The 16120-nt window shown below is 66.5% G+C and carries 13 protein-coding genes; 5 read left to right on the top strand and 8 right to left on the bottom strand.

Going from position 1 to position 16120, the window contains the following annotated elements; genetic code table 11:
- Window positions 1-68: 68 nt before the first annotated feature.
- Both BBSC_RS10705 and BBSC_RS10700 read left to right on the top strand, forming a co-directional pair.
- Window positions 69-1193 carry an ADP-ribosylglycohydrolase family protein gene (locus tag BBSC_RS10705; RefSeq protein WP_051923296.1) on the top strand — a complete coding sequence of 375 codons (1125 nt, stop codon included), beginning with the start codon at window positions 69-71 and terminating at the stop codon, window positions 1191-1193.
- 314 nt (window positions 1194-1507) lie between these two features.
- Window positions 1508-2476 (top strand): nucleoside hydrolase, encoded by a 969-nt coding sequence (locus tag BBSC_RS10700; RefSeq protein ID WP_033518848.1) that lies wholly within the window; start codon window positions 1508-1510, stop codon window positions 2474-2476.
- Between the two features lie 102 nt (window positions 2477-2578).
- On the opposite strand, the gene rimM is transcribed toward BBSC_RS10700, so the two are convergent.
- From rimM to ffh, 5 genes are all read right to left on the bottom strand, one after another.
- Window positions 2579-3181 carry a ribosome maturation factor RimM gene (gene rimM / locus BBSC_RS10695; protein ID WP_033518898.1) on the bottom strand — a complete coding sequence of 201 codons (603 nt, stop codon included), beginning with the start codon at window positions 3179-3181 and terminating at the stop codon, window positions 2579-2581.
- 8 nt (window positions 3182-3189) lie between these two features.
- Window positions 3190-3423 (bottom strand): RNA-binding protein, encoded by a 234-nt coding sequence (locus BBSC_RS10690; RefSeq protein ID WP_033518899.1) that lies wholly within the window; start codon window positions 3421-3423, stop codon window positions 3190-3192.
- 2 nt (window positions 3424-3425) lie between these two features.
- Entirely contained in the window at window positions 3426-3884 is a 459-nt protein-coding gene (gene rpsP, locus BBSC_RS10685; RefSeq protein WP_033518849.1) for a 30S ribosomal protein S16, read from the bottom strand.
- A gap of 204 nt (window positions 3885-4088) precedes the next feature.
- Window positions 4089-5204 carry an endonuclease/exonuclease/phosphatase family protein gene (locus BBSC_RS10680; protein WP_033518851.1) on the bottom strand — a complete coding sequence of 372 codons (1116 nt, stop codon included), beginning with the start codon at window positions 5202-5204 and terminating at the stop codon, window positions 4089-4091.
- 252 nt (window positions 5205-5456) lie between these two features.
- Complete coding sequence (ffh, locus tag BBSC_RS10675; protein WP_033518852.1) at window positions 5457-7091, bottom strand: signal recognition particle protein; 1635 nt, start codon at window positions 7089-7091, stop codon at window positions 5457-5459.
- Between the two features lie 397 nt (window positions 7092-7488).
- On the opposite strand from ffh, the gene BBSC_RS10670 reads away from it, so the two are divergent.
- Window positions 7489-8394, top strand: coding sequence for a cation transporter (locus BBSC_RS10670; protein ID WP_033518854.1), 906 nt, complete (start codon window positions 7489-7491; stop codon window positions 8392-8394).
- A gap of 135 nt (window positions 8395-8529) precedes the next feature.
- Here the strand turns inward: BBSC_RS10670 and cysS are convergent, their stop codons facing one another.
- On the bottom strand, window positions 8530-10170 hold the full coding sequence (gene cysS, locus BBSC_RS10665) for a cysteine--tRNA ligase (RefSeq protein ID WP_033518855.1): 1641 nt from the start codon (window positions 10168-10170) through the stop codon (window positions 8530-8532).
- A 113-nt stretch (window positions 10171-10283) separates the two neighbouring features.
- Here cysS and BBSC_RS10660 point away from each other — a divergent pair, with 113 nt between their 5' ends.
- Both BBSC_RS10660 and BBSC_RS10655 read left to right on the top strand, forming a co-directional pair.
- The gene (locus tag BBSC_RS10660; RefSeq protein WP_033518857.1) at window positions 10284-11012 is read left to right on the top strand and encodes a type 1 glutamine amidotransferase; all 729 of its coding nucleotides are present in this window, start codon (window positions 10284-10286) and stop codon (window positions 11010-11012) included.
- A 59-nt stretch (window positions 11013-11071) separates the two neighbouring features.
- Entirely contained in the window at window positions 11072-13249 is a 2178-nt protein-coding gene (locus BBSC_RS10655) for an ABC-F family ATP-binding cassette domain-containing protein (protein WP_033518858.1), read from the top strand.
- A gap of 259 nt (window positions 13250-13508) precedes the next feature.
- Here BBSC_RS10655 and ilvN read toward each other — a convergent pair whose 3' ends face one another.
- Both ilvN and BBSC_RS10645 read right to left on the bottom strand, forming a co-directional pair.
- Entirely contained in the window at window positions 13509-14063 is a 555-nt protein-coding gene (gene ilvN, locus BBSC_RS10650; RefSeq protein WP_033518860.1) for an acetolactate synthase small subunit, read from the bottom strand.
- Window positions 14064-14093: 30 nt separating this feature from the next.
- Window positions 14094-16010 carry an acetolactate synthase large subunit gene (locus BBSC_RS10645; RefSeq protein ID WP_033518861.1) on the bottom strand — a complete coding sequence of 639 codons (1917 nt, stop codon included), beginning with the start codon at window positions 16008-16010 and terminating at the stop codon, window positions 14094-14096.
- Window positions 16011-16120: the final 110 nt, after the last annotated feature.

The raw sequence follows: 16120 nt of genomic DNA, 5'->3' as shown, positions 1-16120 counted from the left end.
AATGCCGATATTCTCGTAAGCATCCACGTTTCCTGCGGAACGTGGAATCCAAGGAAGGAGCGGCCGCTATGGCCATGGACAAGACCTTCGCGGGGCATGATCCCGCACTGCTGCGGCGCGGCGCCGATTCATCGAACTCCGTGCAGGGTGATATTCCCCGGCGCATCAGAGGCATGCTCATCGGCTGCGCGTACGGCGACGCGATGGGCATGCCCACGGAATTCATTCCTCGTGAACGCATGCGCGAGTGCTTCCCCGACGGCATGACGACTTTTCGCCCGTCGACGCGGTACGGGATGTATCCTCGATCACTCGCCGCGGGCGAGGTCACGGACGACACCATCAATACGATATTGATCGCGCGGATGCTGATCGCCGCACGGGGCCACGTCGACGCCCACGCGTACGTCGAGCATCTGCTTGACTGGATACGGCGCAATCCTGAAAAAAACGACGTGGTCAGCGGGCCAAGCACAAGACGCGCATTGGATGCGATCCAGCGCGGTGTGCCCTTCGACCGTGCAGGCATCGGCGGCACCACCAACGGATCCTCGATGAAGATCTCGCCGATCGGCGCGATCTCCTCGATGAACGATCTTTCGGCGCTGGTACGGCGCGTCGAACAGATCTGCCTGCCGACGCACAACACGTCCATCGCCATTGCCGGAGCCAGCGCCGTCGCGGCCTGCGTGGCCTACGGCATCGAGGGAGGTGCGGATACCGGGGAACTGTGGCGTGTGGCCGATCGCGCCGCACGTCTGGGCAGTGAGCGTGGATACCGGACACCGACCGTGGACCTGTGCGCCCGGCTCGATGCCGTGTACGCCGCCGTGCACGGCGTGGACGGGCAGGAAGCGCTTCGTCTGTTGCGTGATGTGTTCGGCACGGGCGTGGATACGGCGGAGACGATTCCGGCGGTGCTGGTGTGCGTGCAGCTGGCCGGCGGCGATCCCACCGTGGCGACCCGGATGACGGCCATGCTCGGTGGCGATACCGATACGATCGGGGCCATCGCCGGCGCGATCTGCGGGGCGATGCATCCGGAGCGATTCCCCGCCGAGGATGTCGGATTGCTGTCCTCCGTGAACGGCATCGATTTCGCCGATCTGGCCGAAGGATTGGCGGAAGCGCGCACTGAGGCGGCATCCGTACTCCCGGTTCCCTCGCCAAGGAATGTTGTCGTAGCGCACTAGTGGCCTGTCTCGTACATAATGAAGTGGTTCATGCCCCCGCTGGCGGGGGCTGTCGGCGAAGCCGACTGGGGGTGGTCGAGAATACCGCGGCGTCAAGCATTCGACCACCCTCCGGCGCTACGCGCCACCTCCCGGCGTTACATGCGACGTGCACTTGCGTGCACTGCTATGGATAGCCCACAGGGCTATCCATCCAGCGGGAGGATCAACCGCTCAACCATGTGCGGGGCAGACCGCTGGAGCTTGTCCCGCGTCAGTGGCTGCGGGGATGATGATACATGGATAGTGTGGCGACCCTGAAGGAGTGCAAGCCCATGAAGAAACTGATTTTGGATCTGGATACCGGCATCGACGACACGCTGGCCATCGCGTATGCGCTCGGCAGCGCCGACGAGGCCGAACTGATCGGCATCACCGGCACGTACGGCAATGTGGCGGTGCCGCTGGGCGTGCGCAACTCGCTGGCCGTGCTGCACCTGTTCGGGCGCGACGACGTGCCCGTGTACCCCGGTGTCGATCATCCGCTAAGCTATGCGGCGGACGCTCCTTGGGCTCCGTCGGCAGGGTCGGTCGCCGTGCATGGGGCCAACGGCATCGGGGGAGCGGTGCTGCCCGATTCGCCGCGTGACCCCGAAACCCCCGGCTCGGCCGTCGATTTCATCATCGATGCGGCGCGCACCTACGGCGAGGATCTGGTCATCGTGCCGACCGGCGCGATGACGACGATGGCGACCGTACTGCGCGAGGCCCCGGACGTCAAGGATTCCGGCGCCGCGATCACGCTGATGGGTGGCGCGCTCACCGTGCCGGGCAACGTGAGCCCCTGCACGGAGGCGAACATCTCGCAGGACCCGGAAGCGGCCGACTATCTGTTCCGCTGCGGCGCGCGCACCACGATGATCGGGCTCGACGTGACGCACCAGACCGCCCTGACCCGCGAAGGCACGGCGCGCTGGCGCGCCCTCGGCACCAACGCCGGCGATTTTCTGGCCGACATGACCGACTACTACATCGACTTCTATCTGGCGAACCAGCCCGAGCTCAAGGGATGCGGCCTGCACGATCCGCTTGCGGTGGCGGCGGCGCTCGATCCGGACCTGGTGACCACGCTCGGCGTGAATCTCAAGGTCGATCTCGACGGCGCGTTCCGCGGGCGCACGATCGGCGACCGCGACCGCCTGCAGGACCCTGACAAGACCACGCGGGTGGCCGTCGGCGTCGATGTGCCGGGCTTCCTCGCGCGCTTCATGGACCGCGTCACCGCGCTCGCATCGCGGCACTGACCCGTATGGAGCCGTGTGGATTCGCACGGAACCGTCCTGATATGCGGGTGGCCCCTTCCGATCACGGAAGGGGCCACCCGCATATCAGGACGGTTCGCGGATCTACAGTCCGGGGATCAGCCCGCCGGGCGGGTCGATGGTCAGATACCGCTCATCGAGATCGATGTCCGGCACCAGCGCCTCGACGAACGGCACCAAGGCGCTGGTGCCGGTGGCCTCGCCGGTCTCGGCGTCGCGCACCGGATTGGCCAGACGCACCTTGAGCAGCGACTGGAATCCGTCGAGCACGTCGACCACCTTGCCGACGACCTGCCCCTCGGGCAGACCGAGCCCGTTATCCGGAGCCAGCCGCACCTCAAGCCCGATGAGATCCTTCGGATACCATGCGTCCTCTTCGAGCATGTCCTCGGAATCATCGGCTTCGCCGTACAGCTCGGTGCCGTTGGCGGCCTCGGCGTCGTCGCGGTTCTCGATGCTCTCGAATTTGATGATCCAACGGTTCTTGAACGTGCGCGCATGCTCCACGACGTACTCCTCGGAGCCGTCACGGGCATACAGCACGGAACCGGCAGCGAACCGGTACTCCGGTTCGTCCGTGAAACTCTGAACGGTGACTTCGCCCTTGAGCCCCTGCGCGCGGCCAATACGACAGACCCTCAGCAGCTCGGGCTGCTGAGGGTCGTCGGAGTGTTGTTGACGCACCACGTTGGGGTTCACCTGCGCACATCCATGATGTCGACGCGCACCTTGTGATCGGACAGCGCCTGAATCACCGTGCGGATCGCGTTCGCGGTCCGGCCGCTGCGGCCGATCACTCGGCCGATGTCCTCCGGGTTCACGCGCACGCGAAGCAGTTCGCCGCGCGGGTTCTCGTGGGACTTGACCGAGACATCGTCCGGAAAATCAACGATGTTCTTGATGAGGTGTTCCACAGCCTGTGCGAGCATGATCACTCAGCCTGCGCTTCCTCGGCCGGAGCTTCGTCAGCGGCTTCATCGGCGGCAGCGGCGGCCTCAGCCTCGGCCTTGGCCTTCGCCTCGGCTTCGGACTTGGCGGCCTTGAGCTTCTGGGCCTGCGCTTCGACGGCCGCGACGCGAGCCTCGGCGTCCGGGCCGGACTCGGCGGTCTTCAGGGTGCCCTCGGCACCGTCGAGACCCTTGAACTTCTGCCAGTCGCCGGTGATCTTCAGCAGGTTGAGCACCTGCTCGGTCGGCTGCGCGCCGACGCCCAGCCAGTACTGAGCGCGATCGGAGTCGATCTGGATGGTCGAAGGCTGGGTGTTCGGGTTGTAGGTACCGATCTCCTCGATGGCACGGCCATCGCGCTTGGTACGGGAATCCATGACCACCACGCGGTAGTACGCGTAGAACTTCTTGCCCAGACGCTTCAGACGAATCTTGGTTGCCAAAATGGCTCTCCTTGTTAACTAGGGGTGTGGTTTCGGTTTGCAGTGTGGGGCACAGCTCGCCGAGCCCACGTGTTCCTCGCTGCGTGCGGCAGATAGAGGGCTCCGCGCGCGCGAATAACTGGGAAATTATAACACCGGGGTCTGGATTTTCCGGTGATCGGGTTTTGGCGGCCGGATGCGCGCCGCCGTTGGCTGCGCAGCCGGTTACACCGTGAGCGTGGCGACCAGCGCCAGATGATCGGTGCCCGCGATTTCGAAGGACTCGACATTGCGGAACGCGACGCCGGGCGTGGCGAGGATGTGATCGAGTTCGATGCGCGGCCAGGGGGTCCATCGGGGGAAGGTGGAGGTCGGGCCGCGGCCCTGCGACAGGCTCGCGTCACGGAAGCCGGAGCGCAGCAATGCGCGGAAGCTCGGGTGATCGATGCCCGAGTTGAGGTCGCCGAGCACCACGGCGATGTCGCGGTCGCGCCGCGCGGCATCCGTGGCGAGACGGCCAAGCCCGATGATGCCGGCCGACCATTGCGCGCATCCGCGCATCGGGGACTTCGGGTGCGCCGAGGCGAAGGTGATGTCGCGCATCGCATCGACGGGAACGGTGATCGAGGGGACGTCCGCGGCTGGAATCGCGACGGACGCCGGCGACGATGACTTCGGCTCGACGCGTATCCAGATGCCGTTGAAGCCGCCGTTGTCGGTGTCCTTGCCCTCGCCGAGCTGACGATACGGCAGCAGCGCGTCGAGCCCCGCGGAGTTCAGCGCGTCGACGAGCTCGTCGGTCGCTTCCTGCAGGGCGAGCACGGCGACGTTCCTGGCCAGCACCGCGCCGACGATCGATTTGGCGTCGGCCTCGCCGTACCGGCAGTTGAGCGTCATCACGGTGAAGGACGCCGCGGACGAGAACGACTGCTGCTGGTCGAGCACATCCTGCGCCGTTTCATGTTCGGTATCGCGCAATGCCCGGGCCATGGCTGCGGTCTTCGCGGCGCCGTCGCTCGACGATCCCGCCGTCGCCGCGTGGCTTCCGCGGCGGCCGCGGCTTTTCAGCGCCGCCGCAAGGTCCTTCGGCGAGGCGATGCGCGACCAATAGCCGGCCTGGCGGATCCGCGAGGCGATGCCGACGCCGATGGCGCAGCACGCCAAGGCATACTCGCGCATGGCCAGAGCGGCCAGAGCGGTCGCAAGCGTCGGTATCCACAGGAACTGGATCAGCGCGATGAAGTAGGGCAGCGGTATGCGCCCCTCCGTACCGGCGGGCAGCGCGCCGAGCGTGACCCACACCGCGCAGATCAGCACCACGATCCACAGGAACCAAAGCATGAAACCTCCGTAGGAATTGCAAGGATGAGCTGCCGGCACAGTTTATTGAGGGAAGAAGAAGAGGCAGTTAATCACGAGTCCGTGGCAACGCTCCCCCTCAGTCCGCTTTGCGGACAGCTCCCCTCCGAGAGGGGAGCCAACACTTGGTGCGGTCACCGCAATCGGTTCACTCGGCTGTCGCCTCGCAACAGCTTCGCTGTTTGTCTGACGGCTCCCCTCGCCGAGGGGAGCCGTCAGACAAACAGCGGTCCGTCAGAACAGTCCGGACAGGCCGCCGCCCAGGTTCGGGGGAAGCTCGCCGTTGCCGTCCATCATGTCCTGCAGGCCTGCGGGCAGTGCGGGATTCTGCGGCTTCTTGGCGAACGCGGAACCGCCGGAGCCCGAACCGGACTTGCCGGACAGCTTGTCGCGCAATGCCTTTTCCTCGGCCTCGCGCTTCATCGGGTTGCCGGACTTGGAGCCCTTCTTCTTGCCCTTCTTGGCGTTCTTCTTGCCGCTGCCCATCGAGGGGCCGCCGAAGCCGGGGATGCCGCCTCCGGCCTTGTTGGTCATGCGTTTCATCATCTTCGCGGCCTGCTCGAACCGCTGCAGCAGCCCGTTGACCGCGGAGACGGTGTTGCCCGAACCGTAGGCGATGCGCGCGCGGCGCGAGCCGTCGATGATCTTCGGGTTGCGCCGCTCCTCGGGGGTCATCGAGCGGATGATGGCCTCGGTGCGGTCGATCTCCTTCTCGTCGAACTGCTCGAGCTCCTTGCGGTGCTGCGCCATGCCCGGGATCATGCCGAGTAGCGACTTCATCGAGCCGAGCTTGCGCACCTGTTGCAGCTGGTCCATGAAGTCGTCGAGGCCGAACTCGCCCTCGGCCATCTTCTGGGCGGCCTTGCGGGCCTCCTCCTCGTCGAACTGCTTCTGCGCCTGCTCGATGAGCGTGAGGATATCGCCCATGTCGAGGATGCGCGAGGCCATGCGGTCGGGGTGGAAGACCTCGAAGTCCTTGAGCCCCTCGCCGTTCGAGGCGAAGAGGATCGGCTTGCCGGTCACGGACGCGACCGACAGGGCCGCGCCGCCGCGGGCGTCGCCGTCGAGCTTGGAGAGCACCACGCCGGTGAAGTCCACGCCCTCGTCGAAGGCCTTGGCGGTCTGCACCGCGTCCTGGCCGATCATCGCGTCGATGACGAACAGGATCTCGTTGGGGTTCACGGCGTCGCGGATATCGCGCGCCTGCTTCATCAGCTCCTCGTCGACGCCCAGTCGGCCGGCGGTATCGATGATGACCGTATCGTACAGCTTCTGCTTGGCCAGTTCGATCGAATCGCGGGCCACCTTGACCGGATCGCCGGTGGTCAGGCCCGGCGCGGACACCGCGTCGCCGCCGTCGGACTGCACGCCCTTCTCGGGCGCGTACACGGGCACGCCGGCGCGCTCGCCGACCACCTGCAGCTGCGTCACCGCGTTCGGGCGCTGCAGATCGGCCGCCACGAGCAGCGGCGTATGTCCCGAATCCTTGAGCCAGTAGCCGAGCTTGCCGGCGAGCGTGGTCTTGCCGGCGCCCTGCAGGCCGGCAAGCATGATGATCGTCGGCGGGTTCTTCGCGAAGTTCAGCGGCCGGTCGACGCCGGCGCCGAGCACATCGGTCAGCTCCTCGTTGACGATCTTGACCACCTGCTGCGCGGGGTTAAGCGCCTCGGAGACCTCGGTGCCGAGCGCGCGCTCGCGCACGCGGCCGGTGAAGGAACGCACCACGTCGAGCGCCACATCGGCGTCGAGCAGTGCGCGGCGGATCTCGCGGATCGTGCCGTCGATATCCGCCTCGGAAAGCTTGCCCTTGCTCTTGAGATGCTTGAACGCATTCGAGAGCCGGTCTGTAAGAGAACTAAATGCTGCCATAGTGGGCACCAGTCTAGCCGCCACGCGGGAAAACGACGTTTGCGCGGCGATCGGGGCGCAGCGGGGAACGACCGGATGACGGGTGCGCCGGGGAGTGGTTTCCGTCATCCGCCGCCCGCGATCCGGCGCCCGCCATCCGGCTAATCAGGGCATGTCCCGCTCATCTGTCTGTCCGACACGGGGCATCCGCTCTCGGTGAAGGCAGTCGGGGGGTTTCCGTTATCATGAATAACGACCAAAGCGCCGTGGATTTTGGATGCGCATGGACTTTCTTCATGCTGTTTGGAACTCCCTGGACACCACCTATACGCAGACTGCCGTGCGCCCTGGGCCAACAGGCGAACCATGATGGTTCGGGCCAACGCAGACATGCCGTGCAATGTGGAAGGCCCGCCCTATGCCTCAAAAAAGAATAGAACGCAAAGCCCTGATCGTTGGCATCGTCGTCAACGTGCTGCAAGTCGCGGCCGGTCTGGCCGTGTTCTTCATGACCGGCCTCAAGGCCATGTTCCTGGACGCCGCATTTACCGCCATCTCCGTGTTATCCGGGTTCGTCGCGGCCTACCTGTCCTCGCGCACCGTGCGCACCACCGACCGCTTCCCGAACGGCATGTTCGCCCTCGAGCCGATCTACGCGATCTGCAAGGCGATGCTCACGCTCTCCCTGCTGCTGTTCTCACTGATCGACGTGACGCAGGTGGCTTACAACTACTTCGCGCTCGGCATCGGATCGCGCATCGAGACCGGGCCGGTCGTGATCTACGAGATCCTGACCGTGATCGTCTGCTTCGCCCTGTACATGTACTACCGCAGCGAAAACCACAAGATCCGCAATTCGAGCACCATGCTCACCGCCGAGCAGAAAAGCACGCTGGTCGACGGATCGATGTCGTTCGGTATCGGCGTGGTCGCCGTGTTCCTCCTGCTGCTGCCGACCGGCACGCCCCTCGACTTCCTGCACTACACCGGCGACTTCTTCATCACCTTCGCGATCGTGGCCCTGACCATCAAGGAGCCGATCGGCGTGCTGCGCGACGCGCTGGTGGAGCTGGTCGGCGGCGTGCACGACGACGACGAGATCAACGCGATGGTCGAGGCCGAGGCCCAGCGCCATCTGCCTGAAGGCACCGACTACGAGCAGACCCTGATCTTCAAGACCGGCATGAACTACACGGTCGACGTCTACCTGTCCGGAACGGGCACCACGATCGACGTGGCCGACCTGGTCGAGTGCAAGCGCGAGCTCGAACGCGAGCTGACCAAGCGGCTGCACATCGTCGACGTCGACTTCGTGTTCGACTGATCCGCCGCCCGCGAAGCGGCTGCCCTTGAGGCGACTGTCCTTGGCTCCCCTCAAAGAGGGGAGCCAAGGATCACGCCAGGGGAGCATGCCGGCGTGTATACGGCGACCTATACGCCGTATACACGAGAGAAGGCGCTACTTCAGGCTCCAGGTGCTGCCCTGCGGGCCGTCCTCGATGGCGATGCCGGCGGCGCCGAGGGCATCGCGGATCGCGTCGGCCTTGGCGAAGTCACGGGCCTTGCGCGCGTCGGCGCGGGCCTGCAGCTCGCCCGACACCAGCGCGTCGAGCGCATCGTGCTCGGCGTTGTCGCCCTCGCCGGCGGTTCCGGCGCCGCCGCCGATCCACGGCTCGGCCAGCGGATCGAGGCCGAGGGTGTCGAGCATCGCGCGCACGGCGACCAGCGCCTCGCGCACCTCGGCGCGCGCCGCCTCGGAGTCGGCGCGGTCGGCCAGCTGGGACAGCAGCGTGTTGCCGGAGCGGATGGCGGTGAAGATCGCGGCGGTGGCGCCCGACACGTTCACGTCGTCGTTCATCGCGGCCACGAAATCGGCCGGCAGTTCGTCCGCGCCGATGGCGGCGATCTCCTCGCGGCCGGGCTGCCCGCCCAGGGCGACGCCGGCGCGCTCGATGAAGTTCGACACGCGGTCGTACGCGGCTTGCGCCTCGACCAGCGCCTGATCGGACCATTCCAGCATCGACCGGTATTGCACGGAGCCGAGCGCATAGCGCACCACCCATGCGGAATGCTCGGCCAGCACGCTCGGCACCGACAGGCCGGTGCCCAGCGACTTGCTCATCTTCTCGCCCTTGGTGGTCACCCACGCCGAGTGCATCCAGCGGGCCGCCGACTCGTAGCCGGCCGCGCGGGTCTGCGCCATCTCGTTCTCGTGGTGGGGGAAGCGCAGGTCGAGCCCGCCGCCGTGGATGTCGAACATATCCTGCAGATAGCGGTGGCTCATCGCCGAGCACTCGATGTGCCAGCCCGGGCGCCCGACGCCGAACGGGGTATCCCACCGGGCATCCAGCGGATCGGTGTCCTTCGGAGCCTTCCACAGCGCGAAATCGCGCGGATCGCGCTTGTCGGGGGACATGTCGGCCGGGTCGACCGGATTGTACTTGTCGCCGCCGGCGGCGTCGACGCTCGGCCCCATGCGGTCGGCCACCGCGGCGGCCTCATCCACCTCGGCCGGGGCGGCGCCGTCCGCGCCCTGCTTCTGGTGCGTCAGCTCGCCGTAGTGCGGCCAGCTCGCCACGTCGAAGTACACGTTGCCGGTCGGCTTGCCGTCCTGGTCCTTGACTACGTAGCCATGGCCGTTGTCGATGATCCGCTGGATCAGCGCGACCATGTCCATCATGTGTCCGGTGGCGCGCGGCTCGTAGGTCGGGGGCAGCACGCCGAGCGTATCGTACGCCTGCGTGAACTCGCGCTCGTAGAAGTACGCGCGCTCCCACCACTGCTGGCCGGCCGCTGCGGCCTTGTCGAGAATCTTGTCGTCGATGTCGGTCACGTTGCGGATGAACGTGACCTTGTAACCCAGCCGCAGGAACCACCGGCGCACCACGTCGAACGCGACGGCCGCGCGGATGTGGCCGATGTGGGGCGACGACTGCACCGTCGCGCCGCACACGTAGATCCCCACGTTCCCCGCTTTCAGCGGCGTGAACGCCGACACCGCATGCGACGCGGTGTCGTACAGTTTCAGGCCGGCGGCGGCCCGGGCCACTGCCGGTGTTGCGGAAGTGTTGGAATTGCTTGATTCTGGGGCTTGTGTCATACCTTACGAGGGTATTCGTGTTGGGCGACATCTTATGGGTCATCGGGGCATGCGGTGACGAATATGCGCAAAACGTCGAACAAAGTTTACGTAGGTGATGTCACAATGGAATCATGACGCAGCCGCAGGTGTTGATTTTGCAGCACGTCCCGTGGGAGAAGCCGGGACGGATTTTGGAGAACCTCGAGGACCTTGAACTGGCGACGCAGACGTTGAACATCGCGAAGAAAAAGAAGCCGGATCTGCCGGACTTCAACGAGGTCGCCGGCGTGGTGATCATGGGCGGCCCCATGGGCGCGCTCGATTACGACAAGTATCCGGGGCTGAAGATGGAGGCGAAGCTCGCCCGGGCGGCGATCAGCGTCGGCAAGCCGGTGATCGGCGTATGCCTCGGCCATCAGATCATCGCGGCCGCGCTGGGGGCCAAGCTCGAACGCGGCGAGGCTCCGGAGATCGGGTTCGCCCCCATCAAGCGCGTGGACCGGCACGATTACTTCTCGATGTGGAACAAGCAGATCAACGTGCTGCACTGGCACAACGACGTGGTCGGACTGCCGGCCGACGCGCAGCTGCTCGCCCGGTCCTCGTCCACCAAGGTGCAGGCCTTCCGCTTCGGTTCGGCGCTCGGGCTGCAATTCCATCTGGAAGTGACCGCGCCGATCCTCGAGGAGTGGCTGGACGAACCGTCCATGGTCAAGGATCTCAAGGCGGCCGGCGGCTCCAAGTCGAAACTGCGTGATGATTTCGCCGAATACAACCCGCAGCTGCAGCCGCTCGCCGAGCAGGTGTTCTCCGGGTTCGCGGCCCGTTGCAACACCTACGCCCAGTCGCTCGAGGCCTGATGCGCCACCGCGCCGGGCAGGCGCGCGTTGGTTGGAGCGTGGCGCTACATTAGTGGATTATGCCGACTTATGACCTTGGACTTGAACACGTTTCGCTCGCCTTCGCCACGAAGACCATATTCACCGATGTGACGCAGGGCGTATTCGAAGGCGACCGCATCGGCATCGTCGGCCGCAACGGCGACGGCAAGTCCACGCTGCTGCATCTGTTCAACGGCACGCAGGAGCCCGACGAGGGCCGCGTGACCAAGCGGGGCGGCCTGACTTTCGGCATGCTCGACCAGCGCGATCCTCTCGACGACGACGCCACCGTGCGCCAAGCGGCGCTCGAGGGGCGCGCCGACTATGAATGGGCCGCGGAGACCCGTTCGCGCGAGATCGTCGAAGCGCTGCTCGGCGGCATCAGCCTGGACGCCACGATCGGCTCGCTGTCCGGCGGCCAGCGCCGCCGCGCCGATCTCGCCCGCCTGCTGCTGCACGAGTGGGACATCCTCGCGCTGGACGAGCCGACCAACCATCTGGACGTGGTGACGATCCACTGGATGGCCGAGCACCTGAAGAACCGCTGGTCGCGCGGGCAGGGCGCGTTGCTGCTCGTCACCCACGACCGCTGGTTCCTCGACGAGGTCTGCGAGTCCATGTGGGAGGTGCACGACGGCGTGATCGACCCGTTCGAGGGCGGGTACTCCGCGTACATGCTCCAGCGTGTGGAACGCGATCGCCAGGCCGACGTGCGCGAGACGAAGCGGCGCAATCTCGCCCGCAAGGAACTCGCGTGGCTGACCCGCGGCGCCCGCGCCCGCTCCACCAAGCAGAAGTTCCACGTCAAGGCCGCGCGCGAGCTGATCGCCGACGTGCCGCCCATGCGCAACACCGTCGAGCTCAGGCAGATGGCCACGTCCCGCCTGGGCAAGCAGGTGGTCGACCTGATCGACGTCACCCAGATCTTCGAGAAGCCGCAGGGTGCCGCGGCCGCGCCGTCGTTGTCGAACATCGACCCGGATGCGGCGGCGCTGGAGGATTCCGCGTCCCGCGTGGACGTCGTGCGGGCGATGTACGCCGAACCGCAGGTGCGCGGCTCGGTCGAGGTGGCCGTCACCGATCTGGATGACCCGCGCCTGGTCGACGCCGGGGTGCCGGAGGCCGTGGAGGCCGCGCAGGCCGATCACGGTATCGATGCGGTCCAAGGCTCCGCCACGCCGGCGCCGGAGCCGGGCGCACGGGCCGAGGACGACACCGCGGCGGCCGACGCCACATCCGCCGCCCGCAAGGTCACCATCACCGGGCGCAAGATCCTCGACGATGTGACCTGGCTGATCGGTCCCGGCGACCGCTTCGGCATCGTCGGCGCGAACGGCGCCGGCAAGTCGACCCTCCTGAAGCTCATCGACGGCACGATCACGCCGACCGTCGGGCGCGTGAACATCGGCAAGACGGTCAAATTCGCGGTGCTTTCGCAGCGGCTCGACGAGCTGGAGAAGCTCAACAAGTACAAGATCAAGGAAGTGCTGAGCCGCTACAAGCCAAGCTATGTCGTCGACGGCAAGGAAGTGACCCCGGGCCAGCTCATGGAGCGCCTCGGTTTCGCGTCCGCGCAGCTCATGACGCCGATCCGCGACCTGTCGGGCGGGCAAAAGCGGCGCATGCAGCTGCTGCTGATCCTGCTCGACGAGCCGAATGTGCTCATCATGGACGAGCCCGGCAACGACCTGGACACCGACATGCTCGCCGTGATGGAGGATCTGCTCGACACCTGGCCCGGCACGCTCATCGTCGTGTCGCATGACCGGTACCTGCTCGAACGCGTCACCGACCAGCAGTTCGCGCTGATCGGCGGCAAGGTGCGGCATCTGCCCGGCGGCGTGCAGGATTACCTCGACATGGTCGAGGACCTCAAAAACGGCAAGGTGCTCTCCCAGGAGGCGCCGGAGCGCGGTTCCAAGGCCGCGGGGGAGGACTCCGCCGGGCTCGCCGAGGAAACGGCCGCGGCAGGAACCGACACCGAGCCGAAGCTCACCGGCAAGGCCTTCCACGACGCCAGCAAGCGCGTCGCCGCCATCGAGCGCAAGCTCGCCAAGCTGGAGGAGCAGAAGGCCGATCTGGAAGCCCGCATGGCCGCGCACGATCCGAGCGATTTCGCCGGGCTCAACGACCTCAACCAGCAGCTCCAGGCGGTCGCCGACGAGTCGGACTCCCTGGAAATGGAATGGATGGACCTCTCCGAGCAGATGGAGTAGCCGGGGTTCCTGGCTGGCTTACGGTCCCGTACGGTCCAAAAACCGGCCGTAAGCCAGCAGGAAGGTTTGAAAGAAAACTGCTGGCATACGGCCGGTTTCCGGGGCATGGGAGATCGTATGCCAGCGGGGAATCAGCGGGAATCAGCGGGATCCCGTGGAAAGAATCGGCAAGAATCGGTGGCCCGGTATACGACAATCGGGGGGTGTGTCCGCTCGCCGGCGAGCGGACACACCCCCGAAACCTTGTCGGATTGCCGGTCTACCGGCCGGTGATCTCCGAGCCGAGCACCTTTTCGCTCAGCGCGCGTGGGCCGCGGGTCACGGCGACCGCACCGGAGCGGACCAGCTCGATGATGCCGTAGTGGTCCAGCAGCCCCAGCAGCGCGTCGATCTTGCCGCCGGCGCCGGTGGCCTCGATAGTCAGCGACTCGGGGTGCACGTCGACCACGCGCACGCGGAACAGGCGCACGATCTCCAGCACGTCGGAGCGGTTCGACTCGTCGGCCGCCACCTTGATGAGCACCAGCTCGCGCTCCACGGTGGTCGCCGGGTCGAGGTCGACGATCTTGAGCACATGCAGCAGCTTGTTGAGCTGCTTGATGATCTGCTCGAGCGGCACGTCGTCCACTTCGGCGGTCACGGTCACGCGCGAGATGTCGGGGCGCTCGGTGGGGGAGACGGACAGGGAATCGATGTTGAACGCGCGGCGGGCGAACAGGCCGGCGATGCGCGCCAGCACGCCGGGGCGGTTCTCCACCAGCACGGACAGCGTGTGCCGCGTGGATCCGGGCTGCGTTGCGGGATAATTTGCCATTGCAGTATTCTCCTTAACCCTCGAAGACCCTCAGAAGCTCGCGTTGCTGGAGGCGTCGGCGGAATCGTCGGCCGGCGCGCCGTTCGGATGCAGCGGCTGGGTTCCGGGGCGGTACGTGACGTCGTCGTTGGACGCGCCGGCCGCGACCATCGGCCACACCATCGCGTCCTTCCACACGCGGAAGTCGATGAGCACCGGGCGGTCGTCGATCTCGTTCGCCTTGTCTATCGCGGCGATCGCCTCGTCCTCGGTGAACGCGCGCATGCCGACGCACCCGTACGCCTCGGCCAGCTTCACGAAGTCGGGCACGTCGAAGAACTCGCCGCCCTCCTTCGCCTCGCCGTCCAGCAGGTTCGTGGCCGAGTAGTGGTGCTCGTAGAACAGCGTCTGCCACTGGCGCACCATGCCGTAGACGGAGTTGTTGAGAATCGCGATCTTCACCGGCGCGTGGTCGAGGAAGGCTGCCGCCAGCTCCTCGGATGTCATCTGGAACGAACCGTCGCCGTCGATCAGCCACACCGGCTTCTTGCCCTGGAAATCGCGCTCGGAGCCGATGGAGGCGCCGATGGCCGCCGGCAGGCCGAATCCCATGGTGCCGAGGCCGCCCGAGGAGATCCACGAATGCGGCTTTTCGAAATCGACCAGCTGCGCGGCCCACATCTGGTGCTGGCCCACGCCGGACACCCAGATCGTGGACGGATCGGCCTTCTTCGACAGCTGCTCGACCACCCACTGCGGGGACAGCGAACCGTCGGTCGGCTGGTCGCACGGCTCGTCGTAGCGGATCGTGTACCGATCGCGCAGCGCGTCGAGCTGGTCCCACCACGGCTTGAGGTTGGGCTTGCCACCGATCGCCTGCGAACGCTTGATCTCGGGGATCAGATCGTGGAGCACGGTCGCCACGTCGCCCACGATCGGCACGTCCGGGGCGCGGTTCTTGCCGATCTCCGCCGGGTCGATGTCGATGTGGATCACGCGGGCGCCCGGCGCGAAGGCGTCGAGCTTGCCGGTCACGCGGTCGTCGAAGCGGGCGCCGATCGCGACCAGCAGATCGCAGCGCTGCGCCGCGGCGGTCGCCGCGACCGTGCCGTGCATGCCCAGCATGCCGAGGTTCTTCGGATTGGAGTCGGGCACGATGCCGCGCGCCGGCAGCGTCGTGACGATCGGGGCGCCGGTCACCTCGGCCAGTTCGGCGACCTCGGCGGAGGCGTTGGAACGCGCCGCGCCGCCGCCCACGTACAGCACCGGCCGGTACGACTGGGCGAACAGCTTCGCGGCGTCGGAGAGCACGCGGCCGTGCGCCTTGGTGGTCGGGTTGTAGCCGGGCAGGATCATGCGCTGCGGCCACGAGTAGTACATCTCGCCGGTCTGGGCGGTCTTCGTCAGGTCGACGACGACCGGTCCGGGGCGACCGGAACGGGCGATGTAGTGCGCTTCGGCAAGCACGCGGGGGATGTCCTGCGCGCTCGTCACCAGATACGAATGCTTGACGACCGGATAGGTCGCGCCGACGATGTCGGCCTCCTGGAAGGCGTCGGTGCCGATCGCGGCCACGCCGACCTGACCGGTGATCACGACCAGCGGCACCGAATCCATATTCGCGTCGGCGATCGGGGTGATCATGTTCGTCGCGCCGGGGCCGGATGTGACGATGCACACGCCGACGCGGCCGGTGGCCACCGCGTATCCCTCTGCTGCGTGGCCGGCGGCCTGCTCGTGGCGCACCAGCGTGAAGCGGAACTTCGTGTCGTCGTTGATCGCGTGGTATACCGGCAGAATCGCGCCGCCCGGCAGGCCGAACACGTCCTGAACGCCCAAATCCTCCAGCGCACGAACCAGCGCCTGTGCGCCGGTCATTTTCTCGCCGTCGACAATGGTCTGCCTGTCGTTTCCGGCGTGCGTTTTCGGCACGCCGCTGAATGCCTGAAGAGGCGTTGGTGTCACCATGGTTCCTCTCAACTTCCTGGTCGGTCGCTTGGGTTCGTAGGCCGCACACGCGGGGCGCGCGGATATGCCGGGCGGCCCGGGGCGGCAGATGCGTCCGGCGCTTGTGGCTC

Source organism: Bifidobacterium scardovii JCM 12489 = DSM 13734 (assembly GCF_001042635.1).
GTDB classification, from domain to species: domain Bacteria; phylum Actinomycetota; class Actinomycetes; order Actinomycetales; family Bifidobacteriaceae; genus Bifidobacterium; species Bifidobacterium scardovii.
This window is presented reverse-complemented; position numbering and strand designations above follow the sequence as displayed.

Excerpts from the sequence above, each read along its gene's own strand:
- BBSC_RS10705 (WP_051923296.1), top strand. The coding sequence starts at position 69 with ATGGCCATGGACAAGACCTTCGCGGGGCATGATCCCGCACTGCTGCGG.
- BBSC_RS10700 (WP_033518848.1), top strand. The coding sequence starts at position 1,508 with ATGAAGAAACTGATTTTGGATCTGGATACCGGCATCGACGACACGCTG.
- BBSC_RS10690 (WP_033518899.1), bottom strand. The coding sequence starts at position 3,423 with ATGCTCGCACAGGCTGTGGAACACCTCATCAAGAACATCGTTGATTTT.
- BBSC_RS10680 (WP_033518851.1), bottom strand. The coding sequence starts at position 5,204 with ATGCTTTGGTTCCTGTGGATCGTGGTGCTGATCTGCGCGGTGTGGGTC.
- ffh (WP_033518852.1), bottom strand. The coding sequence starts at position 7,091 with ATGGCAGCATTTAGTTCTCTTACAGACCGGCTCTCGAATGCGTTCAAG.
- BBSC_RS10670 (WP_033518854.1), top strand. The coding sequence starts at position 7,489 with ATGCCTCAAAAAAGAATAGAACGCAAAGCCCTGATCGTTGGCATCGTC.
- cysS (WP_033518855.1), bottom strand. The coding sequence starts at position 10,170 with ATGACACAAGCCCCAGAATCAAGCAATTCCAACACTTCCGCAACACCG.
- BBSC_RS10660 (WP_033518857.1), top strand. The coding sequence starts at position 10,284 with ATGACGCAGCCGCAGGTGTTGATTTTGCAGCACGTCCCGTGGGAGAAG.
- BBSC_RS10655 (WP_033518858.1), top strand. The coding sequence starts at position 11,072 with ATGCCGACTTATGACCTTGGACTTGAACACGTTTCGCTCGCCTTCGCC.
- ilvN (WP_033518860.1), bottom strand. The coding sequence starts at position 14,063 with ATGGCAAATTATCCCGCAACGCAGCCCGGATCCACGCGGCACACGCTG.
- BBSC_RS10645 (WP_033518861.1), bottom strand. The coding sequence starts at position 16,010 with ATGGTGACACCAACGCCTCTTCAGGCATTCAGCGGCGTGCCGAAAACG.